1 protein-coding gene is annotated in these 26,885 nt (G+C 70.7%); it reads left to right on the top strand.

The window, feature by feature from the left end; all coding sequences use genetic code 11:
* The first annotated feature begins 24 nt into the window (after positions 1-24).
* Entirely contained in the window at positions 25-26,820 is a 26,796-nt protein-coding gene (locus tag JOD27_RS01980) for a type I polyketide synthase (protein WP_275591543.1), read from the top strand.
* Positions 26,821-26,885: the final 65 nt, after the last annotated feature.

Here is a 26,885-nt window from a genome sequence, read left to right on the forward strand (position 1 = left end):
TCGCGTCTCGAGATGGGTTGAGGGATGGACAACGAACAGAAGCTCCGGGACTACCTCCGCCGGGCCAGCACGGACCTCCAGCGCACCAAGCGGCGCCTGCAGGACCTCGAAGCGGCCGCGACGGAACCGATCGCCGTCGTCGGCATCGGCTGCCGCTTCCCCGGCGGGGTGCGCAGTCCCGAAGATCTGTGGCGGATGGTCGTCAACGGGGAACACGGCATCCGCGCCTTCCCGACCGACCGCGGCTGGGACCCGGAGATGCTCGCCCTGTCGTCGAGCGACCAGGGCGGCTTCCTCGAAGGCGCGGGCGAGTTCGACGCCGACTTCTTCGGCATCTCGCCGCGCGAGGCCCTGGGCATGAACCCGCAGCAGCGCGTGCTGCTGGAGGTCACCTGGGAGGCCCTGGAACGCGCGGGCATCGACCCGCACGCGCTGAAGGGTTCCGCCACCGCCGTCTTCGCGGGCGCGATGAACCAGGACTACCAGCTCGGCCCCGGCGAGGGCGGCGAGGGCATGGTCCTGCTGGGGTCGTCGAACTCCGTGATCTCGGGCCGCATCTCCTACACCCTCGGCTTCGTCGGCCCGTCCGTCACGCTCGACACTGCCTGTTCTTCTTCTTTGGTGGCAATGCATCTGGCGATGCAGTCACTGCGCGCGGGCGAGTGTTCGCTGGCTTTGGCCGGTGGTGTCACGGTGATGGCCAACCCGGCGACCTTCGTGGAGTTCTCCCGCCAGGGTGGCCTGTCCTCCGACGGCCGCTGCCGCTCGTTCGCCGACTCGGCCGACGGCACGGGCTGGTCCGAGGGCGTCGGCATGCTCGTGCTCGAACGCCTCTCGGACGCCCGACGCAACGGCCACACCGTTCTGGCCGTGCTGCGCGGTTCCGCCGTCAACCAGGACGGCGCCTCCAACGGCCTGACCGCCCCCAACGGCCCGTCACAGCAGCGCGTCATCAAGTCGGCCCTGGTGAACGCCCGCCTGACCAGCGACCAGATCGACGTCGTCGAGGCCCACGGCACCGGCACCGTCCTGGGCGACCCGGTGGAGGCCCAGGCCCTTCTCGCCACCTACGGCCGCACCCGCTCCCCGGAACGCCCCCTGCTGCTCGGCTCCGTCAAGTCGAACATCAGCCACACCCAGGCCGCCGCCGGCGTGGCGGGCGTGATCAAGATGATCATGGCCATCCGCGAGGGAGTGGTCCCGCAGACCCTCGGCGTCGACACCCCGTCCACCCACGTCGACTGGGATTCCGGCGCCGTCCGGCTGGTCACCTCCAACACCCCGTGGCCCGTCACCGGCCAGCCCCGCCGAGCCGCCGTCTCCTCCTTTGGCCTGTCCGGCACGAACGCCCACACCATCATCGAGCAAGCCCCCACCCCCGAACCTGTGGACAACTCGGCCCCTGTGGACAACTCCGCCGCTGCCGATCTTCACCCACAGAATCCGTCAGACCCCCGTGGGACGATTGGAGTGGGGACCTCGTTCTCCCCCCAGGGGGGCCAGGCGGGATCGATTCAGCCGGGCGCGGTGCCGTTCCTGGTGTCGGGCCGGTCGCGTGAGGCGTTGCGCGCGCAGGCCGAGCGATTGCTGTCCGTCGCCGGCACCGAGTCGCTCGACCCGGCAGGCGCGCTCGACCTCGCCTACTCGCTCGCCACCACCCGCGCGTCGTTCGACCACCGCGCCGCGATCGTCGGCGACCTCCGCACCGGCCTCGAAGCTCTCGTGAACGGCACCCCCGCCCCCGGTCTCATCCAGGGCACGGCGGCGCGCGCCAAGCAGGCGTTCCTGTTCACCGGCCAGGGCGCCCAGCGCATCGGCATGGGCCGCGGCCTCCACGCCCGCTTCCCGGTGTTCGCCGAGGCGTTCGACGCGGTCCTGCAGCACCTCGACCCGCAGCTCAAGGACGTGATCTGGGGCGATCGGCCGGAAGTCCTCGACCGGACAGAACACACCCAGCCCGCCCTGTTCGCGATCGAGGTCGCCCTCTACCGCCTCGTCGAGTCGTGGGGTCTCAAGCCCGATTTCGTCGGCGGCCACTCCATCGGCGAGATCGCCGCCGCGCACATCGCCGGTGTGTTCAGCCTGGAAGACGCGGCCACGCTGGTCCGTGAACGCGCCCGCCTCATGCAGGCACTGCCGAGCGGCGGCGTGATGATCGCGATCCAGGCCACCGAGGACGAGATCACGCCGCACCTGACCGACGGCGTCTCCATCGCCGCGATCAACGGTCCCACCAGCATCGTCATCGCCGGTGTTGAACAAGAGGGACGTAGGATCGTTGAACAATTCAACGATCGCAAGACCAGGCAGCTCAGTGTCAGCCACGCCTTCCACTCGCCGCTCATGGAGCCGATGCTCGCGGAGTTCCGGGCCGCACTCGAAGGCCTGACGTTCGAGGCGCCGATCATCCCGCTCATCTCCAACGTCACCGGTGAGCAGGCCCGCGTCGAGCAGATCACGTCGCCCGACTACTGGGTGTCCCACGTCCGCGAAGCCGTCCGGTTCACCGACGGCGTCAAGTGGCTCACCGCCCACGGCGTCACGCGGTTCCTGGAGATCGGCCCGGACGGCATCCTGTCCGCGATGGCGCAGGAAAGCGCCGACCACATCACCGCGATCCCGGTGCTGCGCAAGGACCGCGACGAGGTCGAGACGATCACGTCCGCACTGGCCGGCCTGCACGTCCGCGGCACCAAGGTCGACTGGAACGCGTTCTTCGCGCACACCAGCGCAAAGCGCGTCGACCTGCCCACCTACGCCTTCCAGACGAAGCGCTACTGGCCCAAGGGCGGCGGCACCTTCCACGACCCGCGCGCCGCCGGTCTCGGTGCGGCGCACCACCCGTTGCTCACGGCGACCGTCTCGTTCGCCGACCAGGACGGCGCGCTGCTCACCGGCCGCCTCACCCGCCAAACCCACCCGTGGCTCGTCGATCACGCCGTGCGCGGCACGGTTCTGCTGCCCGGCACGGCCTACCTGGAGCTCGCGATCCGCGCCGGCGACGAGGTCGGCTGCGACCGCGTCGAGGAACTGACGCTGACCGCTCCGCTGGTCGTGCCCGAGAAGGGCGGCGTGCAGGTACAGCTGTGGATCGGCAACGCCGACGCGAACGGCCGCCGCACCGTCAAGATCTACTCGCGTGCCGAGGGTTCCGACGACGAACCGTGGACACAGCACGCGATCGGCGTGCTCGGTGCGCCCGCGCGTGAGGTCGCGTTCGACACCGCGGTGTGGCCGCCTGCCGGCGTCGCTGCCCTGGACGTCGAGGGCTGCTACGAGAACTTCGCCGCGATGGGCTTCGAGTACGGGCCCGTCTTCCAGGGACTGCGCCAGGTCTGGCGTGGTGACGACGGCGTCGTCTACGCCGAGGTCTCGCTGCCGGAAGGTGTCGACCCGGCCGGATTCGGCCTGCACCCGGCACTTCTGGACGCCGCGCTGCACGCCGCGCTCGTCTCGGGCGACGGGGACGCCGGTCTGCCGTTCTCGTGGGAAGGCGTGTCGCTGCACGCGTCCGGCGCGACCACGCTGCGGGTGCGCCTGACCCGGTCCGGCGACAACGCCTACGCCATCGCGGCCGTGGACGGCGCCGGTGCACCGGTCGCGTCGATCGACTCGCTGGTGGTGCGCGCGGTCGCGGCCGAGTCCACTGTGGACCGCGACTCGCTGTTCCAGGTCGACTGGGTGCCGGTGACGGTTCCGGCGGACGGCACCGCGTTCACCGTGCTGGGCGAGGACGTCCTCGGCCTCGGCGGCACGGACACCTCGGACGTGCTCGTCGTTCCGGTGCTCGGCAACGAGGACGTGGTCTCCTCGGTGCACGAACTCACCGAACGCGTTCTCGAACTGCTCCAGGAGGAACGCGACGAGCGGCTCGTTTTCGTGACGAGCAGCCAGGATCTCGCGTCGGCCGCGGTGTGGGGCATGGTGCGGTCGGCGCAGTCCGAGTCGCCGGGCCGGTTCTCGCTGATCGAGCTGGACGGCACTCCCGCATCGCTGGCCGCGTTCGCCACCGCCGTCGGTTCCGAGGAGCCGCAGCTGGCGTTGCGCGACGGCGAGATCTACGCGCCGCGCCTGGCCCGTGCCGAGATCGAGGAGAGCCCGGTCGACTGGGGCGCGAAGGTCCTGATCACCGGTGGTACGGGCGGTCTGGGCAAGGTTGTCGCCCGCCACCTTGTCGCTGAGCACGGCGTCCGCGACCTGGTGCTGGTCAGCCGTAGTGGCACGGGCGACGTGTCAGAGCTGGAAGCGTTGGGCGCCAGCGTCTCCGTCGTCGCGTGCGATGTCGCCGACGCTGGAGCCGTGGCGGATCTGGTTGCCGGGCACGAGTTCTCGGCCGTCGTGCACAGCGCCGGGGTGCTGGACGACGGCGTGATCTCGTCGTTGACGCCGGAACGCCTGCATTCGGTGCTGCGTCCCAAGGTCGACGCGGCCTGGAACCTGGCCCAGGCGCTGCCGGACGTGCCGCTGGTGCTGTTCTCGTCGCTCGCGGGCACGTGGGGCACGGCCGGTCAGGCGAACTACGCGGCAGGCAACCACTTCCTCGACGCGCTGGCCGAGTACCGGCCCAACACCGTGTCCCTGGCGTGGGGTGCGTGGGCGGTCGAGGGCATGCTGTCCGACGCGGACGCCGAACGCATGACGCGTACCGGCATGCCGCCGCTGACCGTCGACCAGGGCCTGGCGCTGTTCGACCGCGCGGTGGCGTCCTCCAGCGCCGCACTGGTTCCTGCCCGCCTCGACCTGGGCACGCTGCGGCAGCGCGGCGACGTGCCGCCGTTGCTGCGCGGCCTGATCCGGATGCGGACACGACGCGCGGCCTCGGGTTCGGAGACCGCGGACACGTTGGTCCGCAGGCTTTCCTGGCTGGGTGCGGAGGAGCGGTCGGACGCGGTGCTGGAACTGGTCCGCGGCCAGGTCGCGGCGGTGCTCGGCCACGCGTCCGGTGCCGAGATCGAGCCCACGCGCCAGTTCCAGGACCTCGGTTTCGACTCGCTGACCGCCGTCGAGCTGCGCAACCAGCTGACCGCGGTGACCGGGCTGAGGCTGCCCGCGACGATGGTGTTCGACTACCCGACACCCGTCGCGCTCGCCTCACACCTGCTGGACGAGCTGTTCGACGCCGACGTCGTCGTGCCGTCCGAGGTCAGGGCCGCCGTCGCGGACGACCCGATCGTGATCGTCGGCATGGGCTGCCGCTACCCGGACGGCATCGGGTCGGCCGACGACCTGTGGCGGCTGGTGTCCGAGGGCGGCGACGCGGTGTCGGGCCTGCCGTCGAACCGCGGCTGGGACCTCGAGAACCTCTACCACCCCGACCCCGACCACCCCGGCACGACCTACTCGCGTTCGGGCGGTTTCCTGCACGACGCCGGCGAGTTCGACGCCGGGTTCTTCGGCATGTCTCCCCGCGAAGCCCTCGGAACCGACTCGCAGCAGCGCATCCTGCTGGAGGTCGTGTGGGAGGCGATCGAACACGCCGGGATCGACCCGGTGTCGTTGCGCGGCACGCAGACCGGTGTGTTCGCGGGCGTCATGTACAACGACTACGGCGCGCGGCTCGGCGGCGGCGACTTCGAGGGCTTCCAGGGCTCCGGCACCTCACCGTCCATTGTGTCCGGACGCGTTTCCTACACGCTCGGCCTGGAAGGCCCAGCGGTCACGGTCGACACGGCGTGTTCGTCCTCTCTGGTCGCCATGCACTGGGCGATGCAGGCTCTGCGCGCGGGGGAGTGCTCGCTCGCGCTGGCCGGTGGTGTGACGGTCATGTCGACGCCGACCGCGCTGATCGAGTTCTCCCGGCAGCGCGGCCTGTCGCCGGACGGCCGCTGCAAGGCGTTCTCCGACTCGGCCGACGGCGTGGGCTGGTCCGAGGGCGCCGGTGTGGTCGTGCTGGAACGCATGTCCGACGCCGTGCGGAACGGGCACCCGATCCTCGCCGTGATCCGCGGCTCGGCGGTGAACCAGGACGGCGCCTCGAACGGCCTGATGGCACCGAACGGTCCGGCACAGCAGCGGGTGATCCGTGCCGCGCTGGCCAACGCCGGTCTGGCTCCGTCCGATGTGGACGCGGTCGAGGCGCACGGCACCGGCACGACGCTGGGCGACCCGATCGAGGCGCAGGCGCTGCTCGCGACCTACGGCCAGAACCGCTCGGAACCGCTGCTGCTCGGCTCGGTGAAGTCGAACATGGGCCACACACAGGCCGCCGCCGGTGTGGCCGGTGTGATCAAGATGGTGCAGGCGATGCGGCACGGCGTGCTGCCGCAGACCCTGCACGTCACCACGGCGTCCTCGCACGTCGACTGGACCGAGGGCGCGGTCGAGCTGCTCACGTCGCCCCGGCCGTGGCCCGCGGTGGACCGGCCGCGCCGTGCGGGTGTCTCGTCGTTCGGCATCTCCGGCACCAACGCCCACGTGATCATCGAGCAGCCGCCCGCTGTCGACGTTCCTGCCTCCGTGTCTTCGGACGGCGTCGTTCCGGTGGTGTTGTCCGGTCGCACCCGGCGTGCTGTGCGGGGTCAGGCCGCGCGGCTGCGCTCGTTCGTCGAGTCTTCTGACGTTTCGTTGCGCGACTTGGCTTTCTCGCTGGCGACGACGCGTTCGGCGTTCGAGCAGCGGGCCGCGGTGGTTGCCGCCGATCGCGAGTCCTTGCTGCGTTCGCTGGGTGCTCTCGCGACGGAGAACGCCGACCCCGCCGTGGTGGAGGGTGGGGTCGCGCCGGGCAAGGTGGCGTTCCTGTTCTCCGGCCAGGGATCCCAGCGCCTGGGCATGGGTCGCGACCTCTACGAGCGGTACCCGGTGTTCGCCTCCGCTCTCGACGAGGTGCTCGAGCGGCTTGCCGTTCGTGACGTGATGTGGGGGTCCTCCGAGGAAGACCTGCAGCAGACCGGCAACGCGCAGCTCGCCCTGTTCGCGTTCGAGGTCGCGCTGTTCCGTCTCGTCCGGTCGTGGGGCGTGAAGGTCAGCGCGGTGATCGGCCACTCGATCGGTGAGATCGCCGCCGCCCACGTCGCCGGTGTGTTCTCCCTCGACGACGCCTGCACGCTCGTCTCCGCGCGCGCCCGGTTGATGCAGGCGCTGCCCGCGGGTGGCGCGATGGTCGCCCTCCAGGCAAGCGAAGCCGAAGTCGCCCCGCTGCTGACCGACGGTGTCTCGATCGCCGCGATCAACGGCCCGGCCTCGGTGACGATCGCCGGTGTTGAACAAGAGGTTCGTCGGATCGTTGAACAATTCAACGACCGCAAGGCGAAGGAACTCGCGGTCTCGCACGCCTTCCACTCACCGCTGGTGGAGCCGATGCTCGACGAGTTCCGCGCGGTCGTCGACGGCCTTTCGTTCAACAATCCCACGATCCCGTTGTTCGCTGGTGGGATTGTTGAACGATCCTCTGATGCGATTGTTCAACAATCCGACTACTGGGTGCGGCACGTCCGGGAGACCGTCCGGTTCCACGACAACGTCGAGGCGGCGCGGGCTGCCGGCGTGACTACGTTCGTGGAGATCGGCCCGGAGGGTGCCCTGTCGGCGCTCGTCGAGGGCGCGATTCCCGTGCTGCGCAAGGATCGTTCGGAAGAGGAGTCGGTCGCGCTGGCGCTGGGCCGCCTGTTCGCGGCGGGCGTGTCCGTGGACTGGAAGACCTACTTCGGCCCCGCCCGCCGGGTGACGCTGCCGACCTACGCGTTCCAGCACGAGTACTACTGGCCGCTGGGTTCCACCGCTCCGGCCGTCACGGACGCGGATCCGGCGGACGCCAAGCTGTGGGCGGCGATCGAACGTGGTGACGCCCGCGAGCTCGCGGCGTTGCTGCGGCTGGGGGAGGAGCAGCGTTCGTCGCTGGACTCGCTGATCCCGGCGCTGTCGTCGTGGCGTGCGGGCAACCAGGAGAAGGCGCTGCTCGACTCGTGGCGGTACCGGGTCCTGTGGGCGCCGGTCCGCGTCACGGGCACGCCGGTGCTGTCCGGCCACATCGTGGTGGTGACGACTCCCGCTGTCGACGCCGAGCCCTACCGCGCGGCGCTCGCGGCTCACGGCGCCGACGTCACGGTCGTCACCTCGGTCGCGGACGTGCCCGTCTGTGATCTCGTGGTCTCGTTGGTGGCGCTGGACGAGTCGCCAGCCTCGGTGCTGACGACCGGCCTGGAACAGTCGATCCTGCTGGTGAAGTCGGTCGAGGCGCCGATCTGGACCGTGACCTCTGGCGCGGTGGCCGCGGAGACCGCGGACTCGGTGCGGTCCGCCGCCCAGGCCGCCGTCTGGGGCTTCGGCCGTGCCGCCGCTCTCGAATACCCGCAGCGCTGGGCCGGTCTGATCGACCTGCCCGAGGTGCTGGACGAGAACTCGTTGCGCCGCTTCGTCTCCTGCGTCGCCGGCCTGAACGGCGAGGACCAGCTGGCCGTCCGCTCGTCCGGTGTCATGGGCCGTCGTCTGGCTCACCGCCCGGTCGACGCGTTGCCGTCCGACTACACCGCCCACGGCACGGTGCTGATCACCGGCGGAACCGGTGGGCTCGGTGCGACGACTGCGCGTTGGCTTGCCGAGCGCGGTGTTTCGGGTCTGGTGCTGACGTCGCGCCGCGGCATGGACGCTCCGGGCGCCGAAGAGTTGAAGGCGTCGCTGGAGGAACTGGGGCCGCGCGTCTCGATCGTGGCTTGCGATGTCGCCGACCGCGAAGCGTTGGCGGCTGTGGTCGCGGACATCCCCGATCTGTCCGGTGTCGTGCACACCGCCGGTGCCGCCCAGCACGCGCCGCTCGAGCTGACGTCGCTGGACGACTTCGCGGAGGTGTTGTCGGCCAAGGTGATCGGCGCCGCGAACCTCGACGCGCTGGTCGGGGAGGTCGACTTCTTCGTGCTGTTCGGCTCGATCGCGGGCGTGTGGGGCAGCGGCGGCCAGGCCGCCTACGGCGCCGCCAACGCCTACTGCGATGCCCTGGCCGAGTCCCGTCGTGCCCGTGGCCACCGGGCGACGTCGATCGCGTGGGGCCCGTGGGCCGAGGTCGGCATGGCCACGCACGAGGCCATGTCCGACAACCTGGCGCGCCGCGGCCTGACGTTCCTGCGGCCCGACCAGGCCGTCGTCGAGCTGAACCGCGCCGTGATGCACGACGACACCTGCGTCACCGTCGTCGACATCGACTGGGACACCTACTTCCCGCTGTTCACGTCGGTCCGCCCCTCCCCGCTGCTGTCGGATCTCCCCGAGGTCAGGGCTTTGACGGTCGTCGAGGAGGTCCGCCGCGACGACTCCGAGTTCGCCCGCAAGCTCCGCTCACTGTCCGAAGAGGACCAGAAGCGCAGGCTGGTCGACCTGGTGCGCGCCGAGGCCGCCGCCACGCTGGGTCACAGCTCGGTCGAGGAGGTGGGGGAGAACCGCGCGTTCCGCGACATCGGCTTCGACTCGCTGACCGCCGTCGAGCTGCGCAAGAAGCTGTCCGACGCCACCGGTCTGCCGTTGCCCGCGACGCTGGTCTTCGACTACCCGACCCCGGCCGTACTGGCCGACCACCTGCTGGCCGAACTGCTCGGCGCCGCCGCGGACCAGGCCGTCTACTCGGCTCAGATCGACTCGGACGAGCCGATCGCGATCGTCGGCATGAGCTGCCGCTTCCCCGGCGAGGCGAACACGCCGGAGGCGTTCTGGGAGATGGTGCTCGCGGGCACGGACGCGATCACGGAGTTCCCGGCGGACCGCGGCTTCGACATGGCGCAGCTGTACGACCCGGACCCCGACCGCCCCGGCACCACCTACACGACCGCCGGCGGCTACCTGCCCGGCGCGGGCGACTTCGACCCGGCGTTCTTCGGCATCTCGCCGCGTGAGGCCACGGGCATGGACCCGCAGCAGCGCCTGCTCCTGGAAACCACCTGGGAGGCCGTCGAACGCGCGGGCATCGACCCGGCGGCGTTGCGCGGCAAGAAGGTCGGCGCGTTCATCGGCTCCTCCTACATCGAGTACGGCGGTGGTGACGGCGGCTCCGAGGGCTACCAGGTCACCGGCACCTCACCGTCGGTGCTGTCCGGCCGCGTCGCCTACGTGTTCGGTTTCGAGGGCCCGGCCGTCACGGTCGACACCGCGTGCTCTTCCTCTTTGGTGGCACTGCATCTGGCGTGCCAGTCGCTGCGCACGGGCGAGTCCGCGTTCGCCGTCGCCGGTGGCGCGACGGTCATGCCGAACCCGAAGCCGCTGATCGCCTTCTCCCGTCAGCACGCCCTGGCCCGTGACGGCCGGTGCAAGTCGTTCTCCGACTCCGCGGACGGCATGATCCTTTCCGAGGGCATCGGCATGCTCCTGCTGATGCGCCAGTCGGATGCGGTGGCTGCCGGCCACCGCGTCCTGGCCGTGATCCGCGGCTCGGCCGTGAACCAGGACGGCGCCTCCAACGGCCTCTCCGCCCCGAACGGCCCGTCGCAGCAACGCGTGATCATGCAGGCGCTCGCCAACTCCGGTGTGACGCCGAACGACATCGACGCCCTCGACGCCCACGGCACCGGCACCTCCCTGGGCGACCCGATCGAGGCCCAGGCCCTGTTCAACACCTACGGGCGCGACCGCGACGCCGACCGCCCACTGCTCCTCGGCTCGGTGAAGTCGAACATCGGCCACACCCAGTCCGCCGCGGGCGTCGCCTCCGTCATCAAGATGGTCATGGCCCTGCGGCACGGCGTCCTGCCCCGCACCCTGCACGCCGCCGAACCCTCGACCCACGTCGACTGGAGCCCCGGCACCATCGCGCTGCTGCAGGACACCACCGCCTGGCCCGACACGGGCCGCGCCCGCCGCTGCGCCGTGTCGTCGTTCGGCATCAGCGGCACCAACGCCCACGTGATCTTGGAGCAGGCCGCGACCGCACCGGAACTGTCGGTGCCGTCTGAGACGATTGGGATGGGGGGTGAATCCCCCCAGGGGGCCGGCGAATCCGTATCGATTCCGTGGCTCGTGTCCGCGAAGTCCGACGCCGCCCTGCGCGCACAGATCGCCGGACTCGCCGCAGTCGACGCGAGCAGCAAGGACATCGCCTACAGCCTCAGCCTCCGCCCGGACTTCGACCACCGCGCGGTCCTCCTCGACGGCGTCGAGATCAGGGGCGTCGCGGACCTCGAGCGCAAGGTCGTGTTCATCTTCCCCGGCCAGGGTTCGCAGTGGGTCGGCATGGGCGCGCAGCTGCTCGACGAGTCCCCGGTGTTCGCCGCCCGCATGGCCGAATGCGCCGCCGCCCTGAAGCCCCACACCGACTGGAACCTCCTCGACGTCATCCGCGGTGCGGGCAGCCTCGACCGCGTCGACGTCGTCCAGCCCGCGAGCTGGGCGATGATGGTGTCGCTCGCCGAGGTCTGGAAGCACTACGGCGTGACGCCCGACGCCGTCATCGGCCACTCCCAGGGCGAAATCGCGGCGGCCGCCGTCTCCGGAGCTCTCAGCCTGGAGGACGCCGCCAAGGTCGTCGCCCTCCGCAGCCAGGCCATCGGCCGCGTCATGTCGGGCCGCGGCAGCATCGTGTCGATCGGTCTGTCGGCGCAGGAAGTCCAGCCACACCTGGAAGAGTGGGGCGACCGGCTCAGCCTCGCCGCCACCAACGGCCCCCGCAGCGTCGCCGTCTCCGGTGACCTGAAGGCGCTGGACGCGTTCTGCGGGAAGCTGATCGAGCACGGTGTCCGCGTCCGCCGCATCGAGGTCGACTATGCCTCGCACTCGGCCCAGGTCGAGGACCTCCGCGACGACATCCTCAGCGACCTCGCGGGCATCACCCCGCTGACCCCGCACACGAAGTTCCTGTCCACGGTCACCGGCGAGTGGAACGACACCACCACCGACGCCGAATACTGGTACACCAACCTCCGCCAGACCGTGCACCTCAACGAAGCCGTCGAGCAGCTCATCGGCAGCGGGCACCAGGTGTTCGTCGAGGTCAGCTCGCACCCGGTCCTCACGCCGGGCGTGCAGGACGCCCTCGAAGGCAGGCGCGGTGTCGTCACCGGCACGCTGCGCCGTGACGTCGGCGGCCTGCACCGCGTCCTGACGAGCCTCGCCGAGGTCTGGGTCCGCGGCGTGCCGGTCCAGTGGCACCTCGACGGCACCCGCGTCGACCTGCCCACCTACCCGTTCCAGCACGAGCGCTTCTGGATCGGCCCGCCCCAGCACCCGGTCGCCGCGCAGGACCCGGCGGACGACGCGTTCTGGCAGGCGGTCGAGCAGTCCGACCTCGCCACCCTCACCCGCAGCCTGCACCTCGACGAGGCCACGCTCGCCGCCGTCCTGCCCGCTCTCACCACCTGGCGGCAGACCAGCCGCGACCAGTCCACAACAGCCTCCTGGCGCTACCGCACCACGTGGAAGCCGTTGCGCGGCCTGGACAACGGCAAGCTCACCGGCACCTGGGCCGTCGTCACCACCGACGCCATCAACGACACCGACGTCGTCAACGCGCTCGGCGACGTGCAGCGCATCGTCCTGGACGCCGACGACGACCGCGCCGCCGTGGCCGCGAAACTCGTCGACGCGGACGGCATCGTCTCACTGCTGCCCACCGACGAACGCCCCGGAACCCTCGGCCTGCCAACAGGTCTGCTGCTCACCGTCAACCTCGTCAACGCACTCGGCGACGCCGGGATCGACGCCAAGGTCTGGAACGTCTCCCGCAACGCCCTGTCCACCGGCCGCGCCGACACCGTCGACCACCCGGTCCAGGTGCAGGCCATCGGCATTGGCTGGACCGCCGCACTGGAGCACCCGCAGCGCTGGGGCGGCTCCATCGACCTGCCGGAGGAGCTCGACCAGCGGGCCGCGCAACGGTTCGTGTCGGCCCTGGTCAACGCGGGCGACGAGGACCAGCTCGCCATCCGCGCGTCCGGCACCCTCGCCCGCCGCGTCGTGCGCGCCCCCTCCCGTCCCGGCACCACGGACTGGACCCCGCGCGGCACCACGATCATCACCGGCGGCACCGGCACGCTCGGCCCGCACGTCGCCCGTTTCTTCGCCCACAAGGGCGCCGAACACCTCGTGCTGACCAGCCGCCGCGGCCTCGACGCGCCCGGCGCCCGTGAACTCGTGGCGGAGCTGGAAGAAATCGGCACAACCACCACGGTCGTCGCGTGTGACATCGCGAAACGCGACGACGTCGAACGCATGCTGAACGACCTGCGTGCGGAAGGCCGTGACATCCGCTCGGTCATCCACACCGCCGCGGTCATCGGCCTGCATTCCATCGACGGGTCCACTGTGGAGGGTCTGAGTGAGATCCTCGCCGCCAAGGTCGACGGCGCCGCCCATCTGGATGCGCTGCTGACCGAGGACCTCGACGCGTTCGTGCTGTTCTCCTCGATCTCCGGCATGTGGGGTTCCGGCAACCACGCCTCCTACGTCGCCGGCAACGCCTTCCTGAACTCCCTGGCCGCCAACCGCCGCGCACGGGGCCTCAGGTGCACCTCGGTGTCGTGGGGCATCTGGTCCGACGACATCGGTCTCGGCCGCGTCGACACCGACCAGATCCGCCGCAGCGGCCTCGAGTTCATGAAGGCACGCCTGGCACTCGCGGGTCTGCAACGAGCGATCGAGGACGACGAGACCGAGATCGCCATCGCCAACATCGCCTGGGACCGCTACTACCCGGTCTTCACCGCGATGCGCCCGACCATGCTCTTCGAGGAACTGCCGGAGGTCCGCGCACTCGCGGTCACCGCCGAGCAGACCACGACCTCCGACGGCTCGGACTTCGCGGCACGGCTGCGTGCTTTGCCGCCCGCCGAACGCGAACAGCAGCTGCTCGACCTCGTCCGTGCCGAAGCCGCCGCCGTGCTGGGCATGGCCTCGACCGACGCCCTGACCGAGCACAGGGCGTTCCGCGAGGTCGGCTTCGACTCGATCACCGCGGTCGACCTGCGCAACAAGCTCGCCGCCGCAACAGGTCTGACGCTGCCCACCACGATGGTGTTCGACCACCCGAGCCCGCTCGCGCTCACCGAGTTCCTGCTCGGCGAGCTCCTCGGCGCCGACGTTCCGGTCGCAACCCAGGTCGTCGCCTCGGCCGTGTCCGACGAACCGATCGCGATCATCGGCATGGCCTGCCGTTACCCCGGCGGCGTCAGTTCCCCGGAAGACCTGTGGAACGTCGTGATGAACGGCGTCGACGCCATCTCCGGCTTCCCGGCGGACCGCGGCTGGGACGGCGACTCCCTCTACAACCCCGACCCGGACGCCCCCGGCGGCGCCTACTCGGTGCAGGGCGGCTTCCTGCACGACGTCGCGAACTTCGACCCCGGCTTCTTCGGCATCAGCCCGCGCGAGGCCCTCTCGATGGACCCGCAACAGCGCCTGCTCCTCGAAACCGCCTGGGAGTCCATCGAACGCGCCGGCATCGACCCGCAGTCGCTCAAGGGAACCCTCACCGGCGCGTTCATCGGCGCCTCCTACCAGGACTACTCCGCCGGCGGCTCCGACCAGCCCGGCGACGAGGGCCACATGATCACCGGCACGCTCTCCAGCGTGCTGTCGGGCCGCGTCTCCTACCTGTTCGGACTCGAAGGCCCCGCGGTCACCCTCGACACGGCCTGCTCGTCGTCACTGGTGGCGCTGCACCTGGCCTGCCAGTCGTTGCGCGACGGAGAAAGCACCCTCGCCCTCGCCGGCGGCGTCTCGGTCATGGCAACCCCAGGTGCCTTCGTGGGCTTCTCCCGCCAGCGCGCCCTCGCGAAGGACGGCCGCTGCAAGGCCTACTCCGATGCCGCCGACGGCATGACCCTCGCCGAGGGTGTCGGCCTCGTGCTGCTGGAACGCCTCTCCGACGCCGTCCGCAACGGCCACCGCGTCCTCGCCGTCGTCCGCGGCTCCGCGGTGAACCAGGACGGCGCCTCCAACGGCCTCACCGCCCCGAACGGCCCGTCGCAGCAACGCGTCATCCGCCAGGCCCTCGCCAACGCCCGCCTCGAACCGTCCGAAGTGGACGCCATCGACGGCCACGGCACCGGCACGGCCCTGGGCGACCCGATCGAGGCCCAAGCCCTGCTCGCCACCTACGGCCAGAACCGCGAACGCCCGCTGCTGCTCGGCTCCGTGAAGTCCAACATCGGCCACACGCAGATGGCCTCCGGCGTCGCCTCCGTCATCAAGATGGTGCTGGCCCTGCGCGCCGGTGTGCTGCCCCGGACCCTCCACGTCGACCAGCCGTCGACCAAGGTCGACTGGTCCTCGGGCTCCATCAAGCTCCTCGCCACCGAGGAACCGTGGCCGGAGACCGGCCACCCGCGCCGCGCCGGCGTCTCCTCGTTCGGCCTCTCCGGCACGAACGCCCACGTGGTGCTCGAAGCGGCCCCGGAATTGTCAGACCCGTCTGAGACGATTGGGATGGGGGGCAGCTCCCCCCAGGGGGCCGGTGAACCCGAATCGATCCAGCCCCGATCGATCCAGCCCGGCGCGGTGCCGGTGCTGCTGTCGGCGCGCGCCGACGAGGCGCTCAGGCAGATCGCGGGCAACCTGATCGAGGTCGACTCGGACCTGGTCGCGCTGGCCGCGAGCCTCGCCACCAAGCGGTCCACGTTCGAGAAGCGCGCGGTCGTCGTCGCGAGCGACCGCGACGAACTCGTGCGCGGCCTGACCGCGTTGCGCGACGGCGAGCCCGACGCGTCCGTCACGCGAGGCCAGACCACGCGCGGCCGCACCGCGTTCCTGTTCACCGGCCAGGGTTCGCAGCGCCTCGGGATGGGCCGTGAGCTCTACGAGCGCTACCCGGTGTTCGCCGACGCGTTCGACGCCGTCTGCGCTCACCTCGACGCGGACCTCGACCGTCCGCTGCGCGACGTCATGTGGGGCGACGACGCGGAAGCTCTCAACCAGACCGGCTACGCGCAGCCCGCGATCTTCGCCGTCGAGGTGGCCCTCTACCGGCTCGTCGAGTCGTGGGGCGTCACGCCCGACTACCTGGCGGGCCACTCCATCGGTGAGATCGCCGCCGCCCACGTGGCGAACGTCCTCAGCCTCGACGACGCGTGCACCCTCATTTCCGCCCGTGCGCGCCTCATACAGGCGTTGCCGACCGGCGGCGCGATGGTCGCCATCCAGGCCACCGAGGCCGAGGTGACACCGCACCTGACGTCCGGCGTGTCGATCGCCGCGATCAACGGGCCGTCCTCGGTGGTGGTCGCGGGTGTTGAACACGAGGTTCGTAGGATTGTTGAACGATTCGACGACCGCAAGTCGAAGCAGCTCGCGGTCAGCCACGCGTTCCACTCGCCGCTGATGGAACCGATGCTCGACGAGTTCCGCCAGGTCGTCGAAGGGCTTTCGTTCACCAATCCGACGATCCCGTTGGTGACTGGTGGGATTGTTCAACAACCCGGCTACTGGGTGCGGCATGTGCGCGACACCGTCAGGTTCGCCGAGGCGGTCAGCCAGCTGGAGAACAAGGGTGTGCGGGCGTTCCTCGAGTTCGGCCCCGACGGCGTGCTCACCGGCATGGCGCAGGACTCGCTCACCGAGGAAGCGGTGCTCGTCCCGGCACTGCGCCGTGACCGCGGCGAGGTCGTCACGCTGCTGACGGCGCTGGCCGGCCTCCACGTCCGCGGCACCACCGTCGACTGGTCCGCGTACTTCGCGGGTGCCCCGGCGGACGTCGAGCTGCCGACGTATCCGTTCCAGCACCAGCGTTTCTGGCCGGAGCCCGTCACGGCGACCGCATCCGGCGGCGACTTCGTCGACGACGAGTTCTGGGCGGCGGTCGAACGCGAGGACTTCGCCGCGCTGGCGCGGTGGCGTTCCCGCAAGCAGCAATCCACAGTGGACTCCTGGCGGTACGCGGTCACCTGGAAGCCGATCACCGCCCAAGCCGCCCTCACAGGCCCGTGGCTGGTGCTCACCAACGACGACGCGTCCGCCCTGATCGACGCGCTGGGCGTCGAGACCGTGGTCGTCGACGCCGCCCACACCCGCCAGGAACTCGCCGAGCAGCTCAAGGGCGACTACGCGGGCGTGCTGTCGCTGCTCGCGCTCAACACCGGCGCCGAGGACGCGCTGGTCCGCACTTCCGTTGTGGTGCAAGCACTCGGCGACGCCGGAGTCGACGCTCCGCTGTGGGTCGCGACGCGCGGCGCGGTGTCGGTCGGCGGCGGCGAGCAGATCACCAATCCCGACCTGGCGACGGTCTGGGGCCTCGGCCGCGTCATCGCGCTGGAGCACCCGCAACGCTGGGGCGGCCTGATCGACCTGCCCGGCACCCTCGACTGGAACACCGCACGCCGCATCCCGGGCGTCCTGGCGGGCACGGGCGAGGACCAGGTGGCGGTGCGCCCGTCCGGCGTCTACGGCCGCCGCCTCGTCCACAGCACGCCGAGCGCGCTGCACCGCGACTACCGGCCGGGCCGCGTACTCGTCACCGGTGGCACGGGCGCGATCGGCCGGCAGGTCGCGCGGTGGCTGCTCGACAACGACGCCGAACAGGTGATCCTCGTCAGCCGCACCGGAACCGCCGACTTCGACGACCCGCGCGTGATCGTCAAGTCCTGCGACGTCGCCGACCGCGACGCACTCGCCGCACTCCTCGCCGAGCACCCGGTGACGTCGGTCTTCCACGCGGCGGGTGTCGTCGAGGACGGCCTCGTCGAGTCGATGGACGCCACATCGTTCACGAACCTGTTGCGCACCAAGGTCCACGCCACGCGCACCCTGCACGAGCTGACGCGGGATCTCGACGCGTTCGTGCTGTTCGCCTCGACCGCGGGCGTCATCGGCGGCGCGGGTCAGGGCAACTACGCCGCGGCCAACGCGTTCCTCGACGCCTTCGCCGAACACCGCCGCCTGCAAGGACTTCCGGCCACCTCGGTGGCGTGGGGCCCGTGGGGTGAGGCCGGTATGGCCGTCGGTGTCGCGGAACGCCTGAAGCGCGGCGGTTTCACACCCATGGAGCCCGCGCTCGCGTTGCAGGCGCTCAAGAAAGCCATCGAACACGGCGACGCGGCCGTCCTGGTCGCGGAGATCGACTGGGAACGGTTCCTGCCCGCACTGGCCGGACTGCGCCCCGCGCCGTTGGTCGGCGACCTGCCCGAGGTCAAACGCTTTCACACCACCGAAAAAGTCGTCGAAGCGGAACAGCCGCAGTTCCGCAGGGCACTCGCGGGCCTGTCGAAGACCGAACGCGACCGCGCGGTCCTGGACCTGGTGCGCGGACAGATCGCCGCGGTTCTCGGCCACGGCAGCGCTTCCGACGTCGACCCGGACCGCGCGTTCCTCGACCTCGGCTTCGACTCGCTGACGACGCTGGAACTGCGCAACCGCCTGCAGGCCGCGACCGAACTGACGCTGCCCGCGTCCCTCCTCTACGACTACCCGACTCCCCACGACCTGACGGACTTCCTGCTGGGCGAGGTCGGCGACGTTCCCGCCGAGGCCGTCGTGGCGCGCGTCGACGACGACCCGATCGCGATCGTCGGCATCGGCTGTCGTTTCCCCGGCGGCGTGACGTCACCGGAAACCTTCTGGGAGCTCGTTTCCTCCGGCGGCGACGGCATCAGCTCGTTCCCGTCCGACCGCGGCTGGGACCTCGCCGCACTCGGCGCCGGTGCGTCGGCGTCACTGGAAGCCGGATTCCTCAGCGGTGTCGCGGACTTCGACGCGCACTTCTTCGGCATCTCGCCGCGGGAAGCGCTCGCGATGGACCCGCAGCAGCGCCTCGTCCTCGAAACCGCCTGGGAAGCCCTCGAACGCACCGGCATCGACCCGCTGTCGTTGAAGGGCAGCACGACCGGCGTGTTCGTCGGCACGAACGGCCAGGACTACGAGAACGTGCTGCGCCGCTCGCTGGACCCCGACATCCAGGGCTACCTCGCCACCGGCAACACCGCGTCGGTGATGTCCGGCCGCCTCTCCTACGTCCTCGGACTGGAAGGCCCCGCGGTCACCATCGACACAGCCTGCTCGTCGTCGTTGGTCGCCATGCACTGGGCGATGCGCGCGCTCCGCTCCGGCGAGTGCTCTCTCGCCCTGGCCGGCGGTGTCAGCGTCATGTCGAGCCCGGACTCGTTCGTCGAGTTCACCACCCAGGGCGGCCTCGCCCCTGACGGCCGCTGCAAGGCTTTCGCCGACGCCGCCGACGGCACGGCGTGGTCCGAGGGCGCGGGCATCCTCGTGCTGGAACGCCTGTCGGACGCGCGACGCAACGGCCACGAGGTGCTTGCTCTGGTGCGTGGCTCGGCCGTCAACTCCGACGGCGCCTCCAACGGTCTGACCGCCCCGAACGGCCCCTCGCAGCAGCGCGTCATCCGCCGCGCTCTCGCCGACGCCGGTCTGTCCGTGACCGACATCGACGCCGTGGAAGCCCACGGCACAGGCACGACGCTGGGCGACCCGATCGAGGCCCAAGCGCTTCTGTCGACGTTCGCCGACCGCTCCGAGCCGCTCTACCTGGGTTCGGTGAAGTCGAACATCGGCCACGCGCAAGCCGCCGCCGGTGTCGCGGGCGTGATCAAGATGGTCGAGGCGATGCGCCACGGCGTGCTGCCCCGCACCCTGCACGTCGACGCCCCGACCAGCCACGTCGACTGGACCTCGGGCCCGGTCTCACTGGTCACCGAGAACACCGCCTGGCCCACCACCGGCCACCCGCGCCGCGCGGGCGTCTCCGCCTTCGGCCTCTCCGGCACCAACGCCCACGTGATCTTGGAAGCCGCGTCGGGGATCCCCCCGATTTCCAGCGTACCGACCGAAACGCCTGCTCAAGCGGCCGCGCCGGAATCTGTGGACAACTCGGCGCCTGTGGACAACCCGGCCGTTGTCGATCTCTCCGCGCCCGCACTGTCGGCGCCGGGTGAGACGATTGGAGTGGGGACCTCGGTCTCCCCCAAGGGGGCTCCCGTCGTTGTCTCGGCGAAGTCCTCCGATGCTCTGCGCGCTCAGATCGATCGTATTCGCGCGGTGGAAGCGAACCAGCTCGACCTGGCGTTCTCGGCGGCGACGACGCGCGCGCAGTTCGCGCATCGGGCGTTGCTGATCGACGGCGCCGAGGTGGTCAGCGGCGTGGCGCGCAAGGCGGGGACGACGGCGTTCCTGTTCACCGGCCAGGGCTCGCAGCGCCTGGGCATGGGCCGCGAGTTGTACGCGCGGTTCGGCGTGTTCCGCGACGCCTTCGACGAGGTCCTGAACCACCTCGACCCGAACCTCAGGAACATCATCTGGGGCGAGGACGCCGAGGCGCTCAACCAGACCGGCAACACCCAGCCGGCGCTGTTCGCGATCGAGGTCGCGCTCGCCAGGCTCGTCCAGAGCCTCGGCGTCGTGCCCGACCACGTCGCCGGCCACTCCATCGGCGAGATCGCGGCCGCCCACATCGCGGGCGTGCTGACCCTCGAAGACGCCGCCACCCTCGTGACGGCCCGCGCGAACCTCATGCAGGCGCTCCCGGCGGGCGGCGCGATGGTCTCCGTCCTCGCCACCGAAGCCGAAGTCGCGAAGCAGATCGGCAAATCGAAGAAGGTGTCGATCGCGGCGGTCAACGGACCTGCGTCCGTCGTCATCTCCGGCGACAAGGCCCAGGTCCAGAAGATCGCCAAGAGGTTCGAGAAGACCAAGCAGCTCACCGTCAGCCACGCGTTCCACTCGCCGCTGATGGACCCGATGCTCGACGACTTCCGCGCGGCCATCAGCACCCTCAGCTTCAGCCCGCCACGCATCCCGATCGCGACCACCGGCGACGTCACCACCGTCGACTACTGGGTCGGCCACGTCCGCGACACCGTCCGCTTCCACGACAACGTCCAGAGCCTCAGCGGCGTCGACACGTTCGTCGAGATCGGCCCGGACGGTCTGCTGGCGGCCATGGTCGACGGTGCCGTTGCGACACAACGCAAGGACCGCGACGAGGTCAGCGCGTTCGGCCTCGCGCTCGGCACGCTCCACGTCCGGGGCGCCGACGTCGACTGGCCTCAGTTCTTCGCGGGCACCGGCGCACAACGCATCGCGTTGCCCACGTATGCGTTCCAGCGCGAACGCTACTGGCCGACGACCACCCCGAAGTCGGTGACCGACGACTGGCTGTACGAGGTCGTGTGGGAGCGGCACAAGGTCAGCACCACCACCGACGGCACCTGGCTCGTCCTCGGCGACGCGTCGGGCTTCGCTGGCGAAACCGTCACCGACCTGGTGCCGGGCGACTACGCCGGTGTCATCTCGGTGGGCGGCACCAGCCCGTTCGAAGTCCTGAACACCTTGCGGCAGAACGACATCACGGCGCCGCTGTGGTGCGTGAGCAGCGAGCCCGCCGTCTGGGGCGAAGGACGCGTCGCCGCACTGGAGCAGCCGGAACGCTGGGGCGGCCTGATCCGCGTCGACACCGACACGTGGGCCGTCCCGCAGGGCGAACAGGAAGTCGCCTTCCACGACGACGGCACGTTCGTCCCGCGCCTGCGCCGCATCGAAGCCACCACACCGTGGACCCCAACCGGCAAGATCCTCCTCGCCGGTGCCGAAGGACCGATGGGTGAGCAGCTCAAGCAGGCATTCGAGAACACCACCGACACGCTGACCGACGACGTCACCGCGGTGATCTACGTCGGCGAACACGCGGGCCTCGAGACCCTGCACCAGCTCGACGAACAGCTGGGCGACCGCGAGCTGGAAGCGTTCGTCGTCTTGGGATCCGTCGCCGGCACGTGGGGCTTCCGCGGCCAGCAGCAGCAAGCCGCCTACTCCGCGATCGTCGAGGAGTTCGCACGGCAACGCCGCAACCGCGGCCTCAAGGCGACTTCCATCGCCTACGCGCCGTGGGAGGGCACGACCGACGAGAGCATGACCACGCACCTGCGGGTGAGCGGCATCCCGGTCCTCGACGCCCCGAACGCCATCACGGCCCTGCGGCAGGCAGTCGCGAGTGGACGGACGAACGTCGTCGTCGCGGACGTCAAGTGGGACACGTTCCAGCAGCCCAACAAGCTGTTCGGCAACTTCGTGCAGACCAAGCCTGAGCCCGCTCTCAAGCAGTCGCTGGCCAAGCTGCCCGACTACGAGCGCCACGGCGCGTTGCTCACCCTCGTCCGCGAGAAGGCGGCCCTCGTCCTCGGCCACAGCGGGACGAACGCCATCGAGCCCGACGTGCCGTTCCGCGACCTCGGCTTCGACTCGCTCACCGCCGTCGACCTGCGCAACCAGCTCCAGGCGGAGTCCGGGCTGCAGCTGAGCGCGACGCTGGTGTTCGACTACCCGACGCCGGACGAGCTCGCCGGACACCTGCTGACCGAACTCCTCGGCGGCGAGGACGAAATCCAGGTCATCACCAGGGCGACGACCGACGAGCCGATCGCGATCGTCGGCATGGCCTGCCGCTACCCCGGTGACGTGCGGTCGCCGGAAGACCTGTGGCAGCTCCTGCTCGACGGACGTGACGCGATCGGCGAGTTCCCTGCGGACCGCGGCTGGGACCTCGCCACACTCTACAGTGGACAGAGCGTCACCCGGCACGGCGGATTCCTCTACGACGTGCCGAACTTCGACCCGGACTTCTTCTCGATCTCGCCACGTGAAGCGCTGGTCATGGACCCGCAGCAGCGCATCGTGCTCGAAACGGCCTGGGAAGCGCTGGAACGCGCGGGCGTCGACCCGGCCACGCTGCGCGGCAGCGTCACCGGTGTGTTCGTCGGCGGTGGCAGCGGCGAATACCGGCCGTCGCCGGAGGAAACCGGCCTGGAATGGCAGACGGCGCAGTCCGCGTCGCTGCTGTCCGGCCGCCTCGCCTACACCTTCGGTCTGCAGGGTCCGACGGTCTCGGTCGACACCGCGTGCTCGTCGTCGCTGGTGTCGCTGCACCTCGCGGCTCAGGCGCTGCGCGCGGGTGAGTGCGAGATGGCGCTCGCCGGCGGTGTCTGCGTGATGTCGACGCCGGTAGGGTTCATCGAGTTCAGTGCCCAGGGCGCGCTCTCGCAGGACGGCCGCTGCAAGGCGTTCTCCGACAACGCCGACGGCACCGGCTGGGCAGAGGGTGTCGGCATGCTGGTGCTCGAACGGCTCTCGGACGCGGTGCGCAACGGCCACGAGGTGCTCGCCGTCGTGCGCGGTTCGGCGATCAACTCCGACGGCGCGTCCAACGGCCTCACCGCCCCGTCCGGACCGGCCCAGCAGCGGGTCATCCGGCAGGCGCTGGCCGCGTCCGGGCTGCGTCCGTCCGATGTGGACGCCGTCGAGGCGCACGGTACCGGCACCAAGCTCGGCGACCCGATCGAGGCCCAGGCGCTGCTCACCGTCTACGGGCAGGACCGCTCGGCGCCCCTGCTGCTCGGCGCGGTCAAGTCGAACATCGGCCACACGCAGGCCGCGTCCGGTGTCGCGGGGGTGATCAAGATGGTGATGGCGATGCGGGCGGGCGAACTGCCGCGCACCCTGCACGCCGAGACGCCGTCCTCGCACGTCGACTGGAGCAGCGGCGCCGTCCAGCTGCTGCAGGAGCGCACCACGTGGCCTTCGGTCGGCCGCGCGCGCCGGGCCGCCGTGTCGTCGTTCGGCGCCAGTGGCACCAACGCCCACGTGATCTTGGAAGGCCCGTCGGGGATCCCCCCGATTTCCAGCGTACCGGATGAAACCGCTGGTCAAGCCGGTGAGAAGCAATCTGTGGACAACTTCGCGCTGCTGCCGGTGCTGGTCTCCGGCCGCACACCTGCCGCGTTGCGCGACCAGGCCGCGCGCCTGCTGGAGGTCGACGCGGACCTGCTGGACATCGCGCGTTCGGCGGCGACCACGCGGGCCTCGTTCGACCAGCGCGCGGTGGTGCTCGCGAGCAGCCGCGAGGAGCTGACCGACGCTCTCGCCGCGATCGCGTCCGACGTGCGCAACCCGCTGGTGGTCAAGGACGAGGTGGCGCGGTCCGGCAAGGTCGCGTTCCTGTTCGCCGGTCAGGGCTCGCAGCGCATCGGCATGGGCCGCGAGCTGCACGCCCGGTTCCCGGTGTTCCGAAGCGCTTTCGACGAGGTCCTCGACCACCTCGACCCGAACCTGCGGACGATCATCTGGGGCGACGACCAGGAAACGCTGAACCTCACCGGAAACACGCAGCCCGCGCTGTTCGCGATCGAGGTCGCGCTGTTCCGCCTCGCCGAGTCGTGGGGCCTCAAGCCGGACTTCCTGGCCGGGCACTCGATCGGCGAGATCGCGGCGGCCCACGTCGCCGGTGTCCTCAGCCTGGAGGACGCGGCGAAGCTCGTGACCGTGCGGTCGGCGCTGATGCAGGCGCTGCCCGAGGGCGGTGCGATGGTCGCGGTGCAGGCCAGCGAGGACGTCGTGCTGCCGCACCTCACCGGCGGTGTGGTGATCGCGGCGGTCAACGGCCCCGAGTCGGTCGTCATCGCCGGACCGGAAGACGCGGTGGTCGCGATCGCGGAACGCTGGAAGGCCAAGCGTTTGCGCGTCTCGCACGCGTTCCACTCGCCACTGATGGACCCGATGCTGGACGAGTTCCGGTCCACTGTGGAGTCGCTGACGTTCGAGCGGCCGCGGATTCCCGTGGTGGCCGAAGGCGACGTGACCGACCCCGAGTACTGGGTCCGGCACGTGCGGGAAGCGGTGCGGTTCGCGGACAACGTGCGGACCCTCACCGATCGCGGCGTCACGACGTTCGTGGAGCTGGGCCCGGACGCGACGCTGTCCGGTCTGGTCGACGGCGGCATTCCGGTGCTGCGCAAGGACCGCGGCGAGGAGCAGTCGATCGTCACGGCGCTCGCCCGCCTGCACACCCGTGGCGTGAAGGTGGACTGGGCCGGGTTCTTCGGCTCCGCCGGCCGCAGGATCACGCTGCCGACGTACGCGTTCCAGCACCAGAGGTTCTGGCCGTCGATCACTCCGGCGAAGCCCGCCGCTCAGACGAGCGACGACGCGGCGTTCTGGGCCGCGGTCGAGGGCGAGGACTTCGGGTCGCTGCAGAACGTGCTGAGCGTCGACACCGACGCGTTGTCGCAGGTGCTGCCCGCGTTGCTGGACTGGCGCAAGCAGCGCACCGACCTCGCGCTGGTCGACAGCTGGCGTCACCGCGTCATCTGGAAACCTCTGGACACCACCAGGTCCGGCGAGCTGACCGGAATGTGGCTCGTGGTGACCGCCGGCGAGGACGACTGGAGCGACGCGGTCGTCGACGCGCTCGGTGTGAGCGTCGTGCGGGTGACGGTGCAGCGGCCGGACCGTGAGGCCATCGCGGCAGAGCTGCGGTCGCTGGGCGGGTCGTTCGCCGGTGTGCTGTCGCTGCTCGGCCGTGCCGACGTGGGGGAGGGGAGTGCGCCGGCCGGCGTGCTGCTGACCGCCGCGCTGATCCAGGCGCTCGGCGACGCGGGCATCACCGCGCCGCTGTGGTGTGCGACCCGTGACGGGGCCGCCGTCAACGGCACGGCGTTCGAGGACCTGACGCAGGCCGCGATCCACGGTCTCGGCCGGGTCGTGACGCTGGAGCACCCGGAACGCTGGGGTGGTCTGGTCGACCTGCCCGCGGTGATCGACGACAGGGTCGCGAACGGCCTCACGTCCGTCCTTTCCGGACTCGACGGCGAGGACCAGGTCGCCGTGCGGTCGAGCGGCCTGTTCGGCCGGCGGCTGGTCGCCGCCCCGGCACCTGTCCCGGCGCAGGACTGGCAGCCGCGCGGCACGGTCCTGATCACCGGCGGCACCGGTGCGCTCGGCGGTCACGTCGCCAGGATGCTGGCCCGCTCAGGAGCCGAGCACCTGGTGCTGGTGAGCCGCAGCGGACCCAAGGCCGACGGCGCTGCCGAGCTGCGGGCCGAACTCGTCGGCATGGGAGTCGGCGTCACGATCGCGGCGTGCGACGTGGCGGACCGGAAGTCGTTGCAGGCGGTGCTTTCCGCGATTCCCGCGCCGTTGACGGCCGTCGTCCACACCGCGGGCGTCATCGACGACGGCGTGCTGGACAAGATGACGCCGGAGCGGTTCGAGGCGGTGTTCCGCAGCAAGGTCACGTCGGCGCTGCTGCTGGACGAACTGACCTCCGACCTCGACGCGTTCGTGCTGTTCTCGTCCGCGTCGTCGTCGGTCGGCAGCCCCGGCCAGGCGAACTACGCGGCGGCCAACGCCATGCTCGACGCACTGGCCGATCGGCGGCGCGGCCACGGTCTCGCGGCGACGTCGATCGCGTGGGGTGCGTGGGGCGGCGGCGGTATGGCCGACACCGCCGACGCGCTCGCCAACGCCAAACGCGCGGGAATCGCTTCGATGGACCCCGTCCTGGCGTGTGTCGCTCTGCGGCAGCTCGTCGGAGAGGGACTGCCCACCGCGGTCGTGGCGGCCGTGGACAAGGGCAGGTTCTCCGGCGGGTTCCGCCCGAACCCGCTGCTCCGCGAGCTCGCCGCCGACGTTCCCGCCGAGGCGCCGACGGCGGACTTCCGGGACACGCTGCTGGCCCTGCCCGTCACGAAACGGTTCGACGAGGTGCTGGAGCTGGTGCGGACACGGGCAGCCGAGGTGCTCGGACAGGCCGACGTCGACGCCGTGCGCCCCGATCGGCCGTTCCGCGACCTCGGGTTCGACTCTCTCGCGGTGGTCGAGCTGCGCAACCAGCTCAACGCCGCCACGGGCCTGTCGCTCGCCTCGACGCTCGTGTTCGACCACCCGTCACCGGCGGAGCTCGCGGAGCACGTGCTGACCGAGCTGATCCCGGACGCCGCTGTAGTCGACTCGGACGAAACGGAGATCCGCGACCTGCTGGCACGGGTGCCTCTGGCGCAGCTGCGGGAGATCGGCGTGCTGGAGCCGTTGCTGCAGCTCATCGGCAGGGGAACCGAGGCGCAGGCCGAAGGTGACATCGACGGGATGAGCGTCGACGACCTGATCCAGGCCGCACTCGACGGCCAGGCGGACTGATCGGTTCCAGGCGGCCGGTCGCCCTCCCGAGGGTGGCCGGCCGCTCGGTTTTTCTGAGGAAATCG

Origin of the sequence: Lentzea nigeriaca (genome assembly GCF_016907955.1) — a bacterium.
Lineage (GTDB): Bacteria > Actinomycetota > Actinomycetes > Mycobacteriales > Pseudonocardiaceae > Lentzea > Lentzea nigeriaca.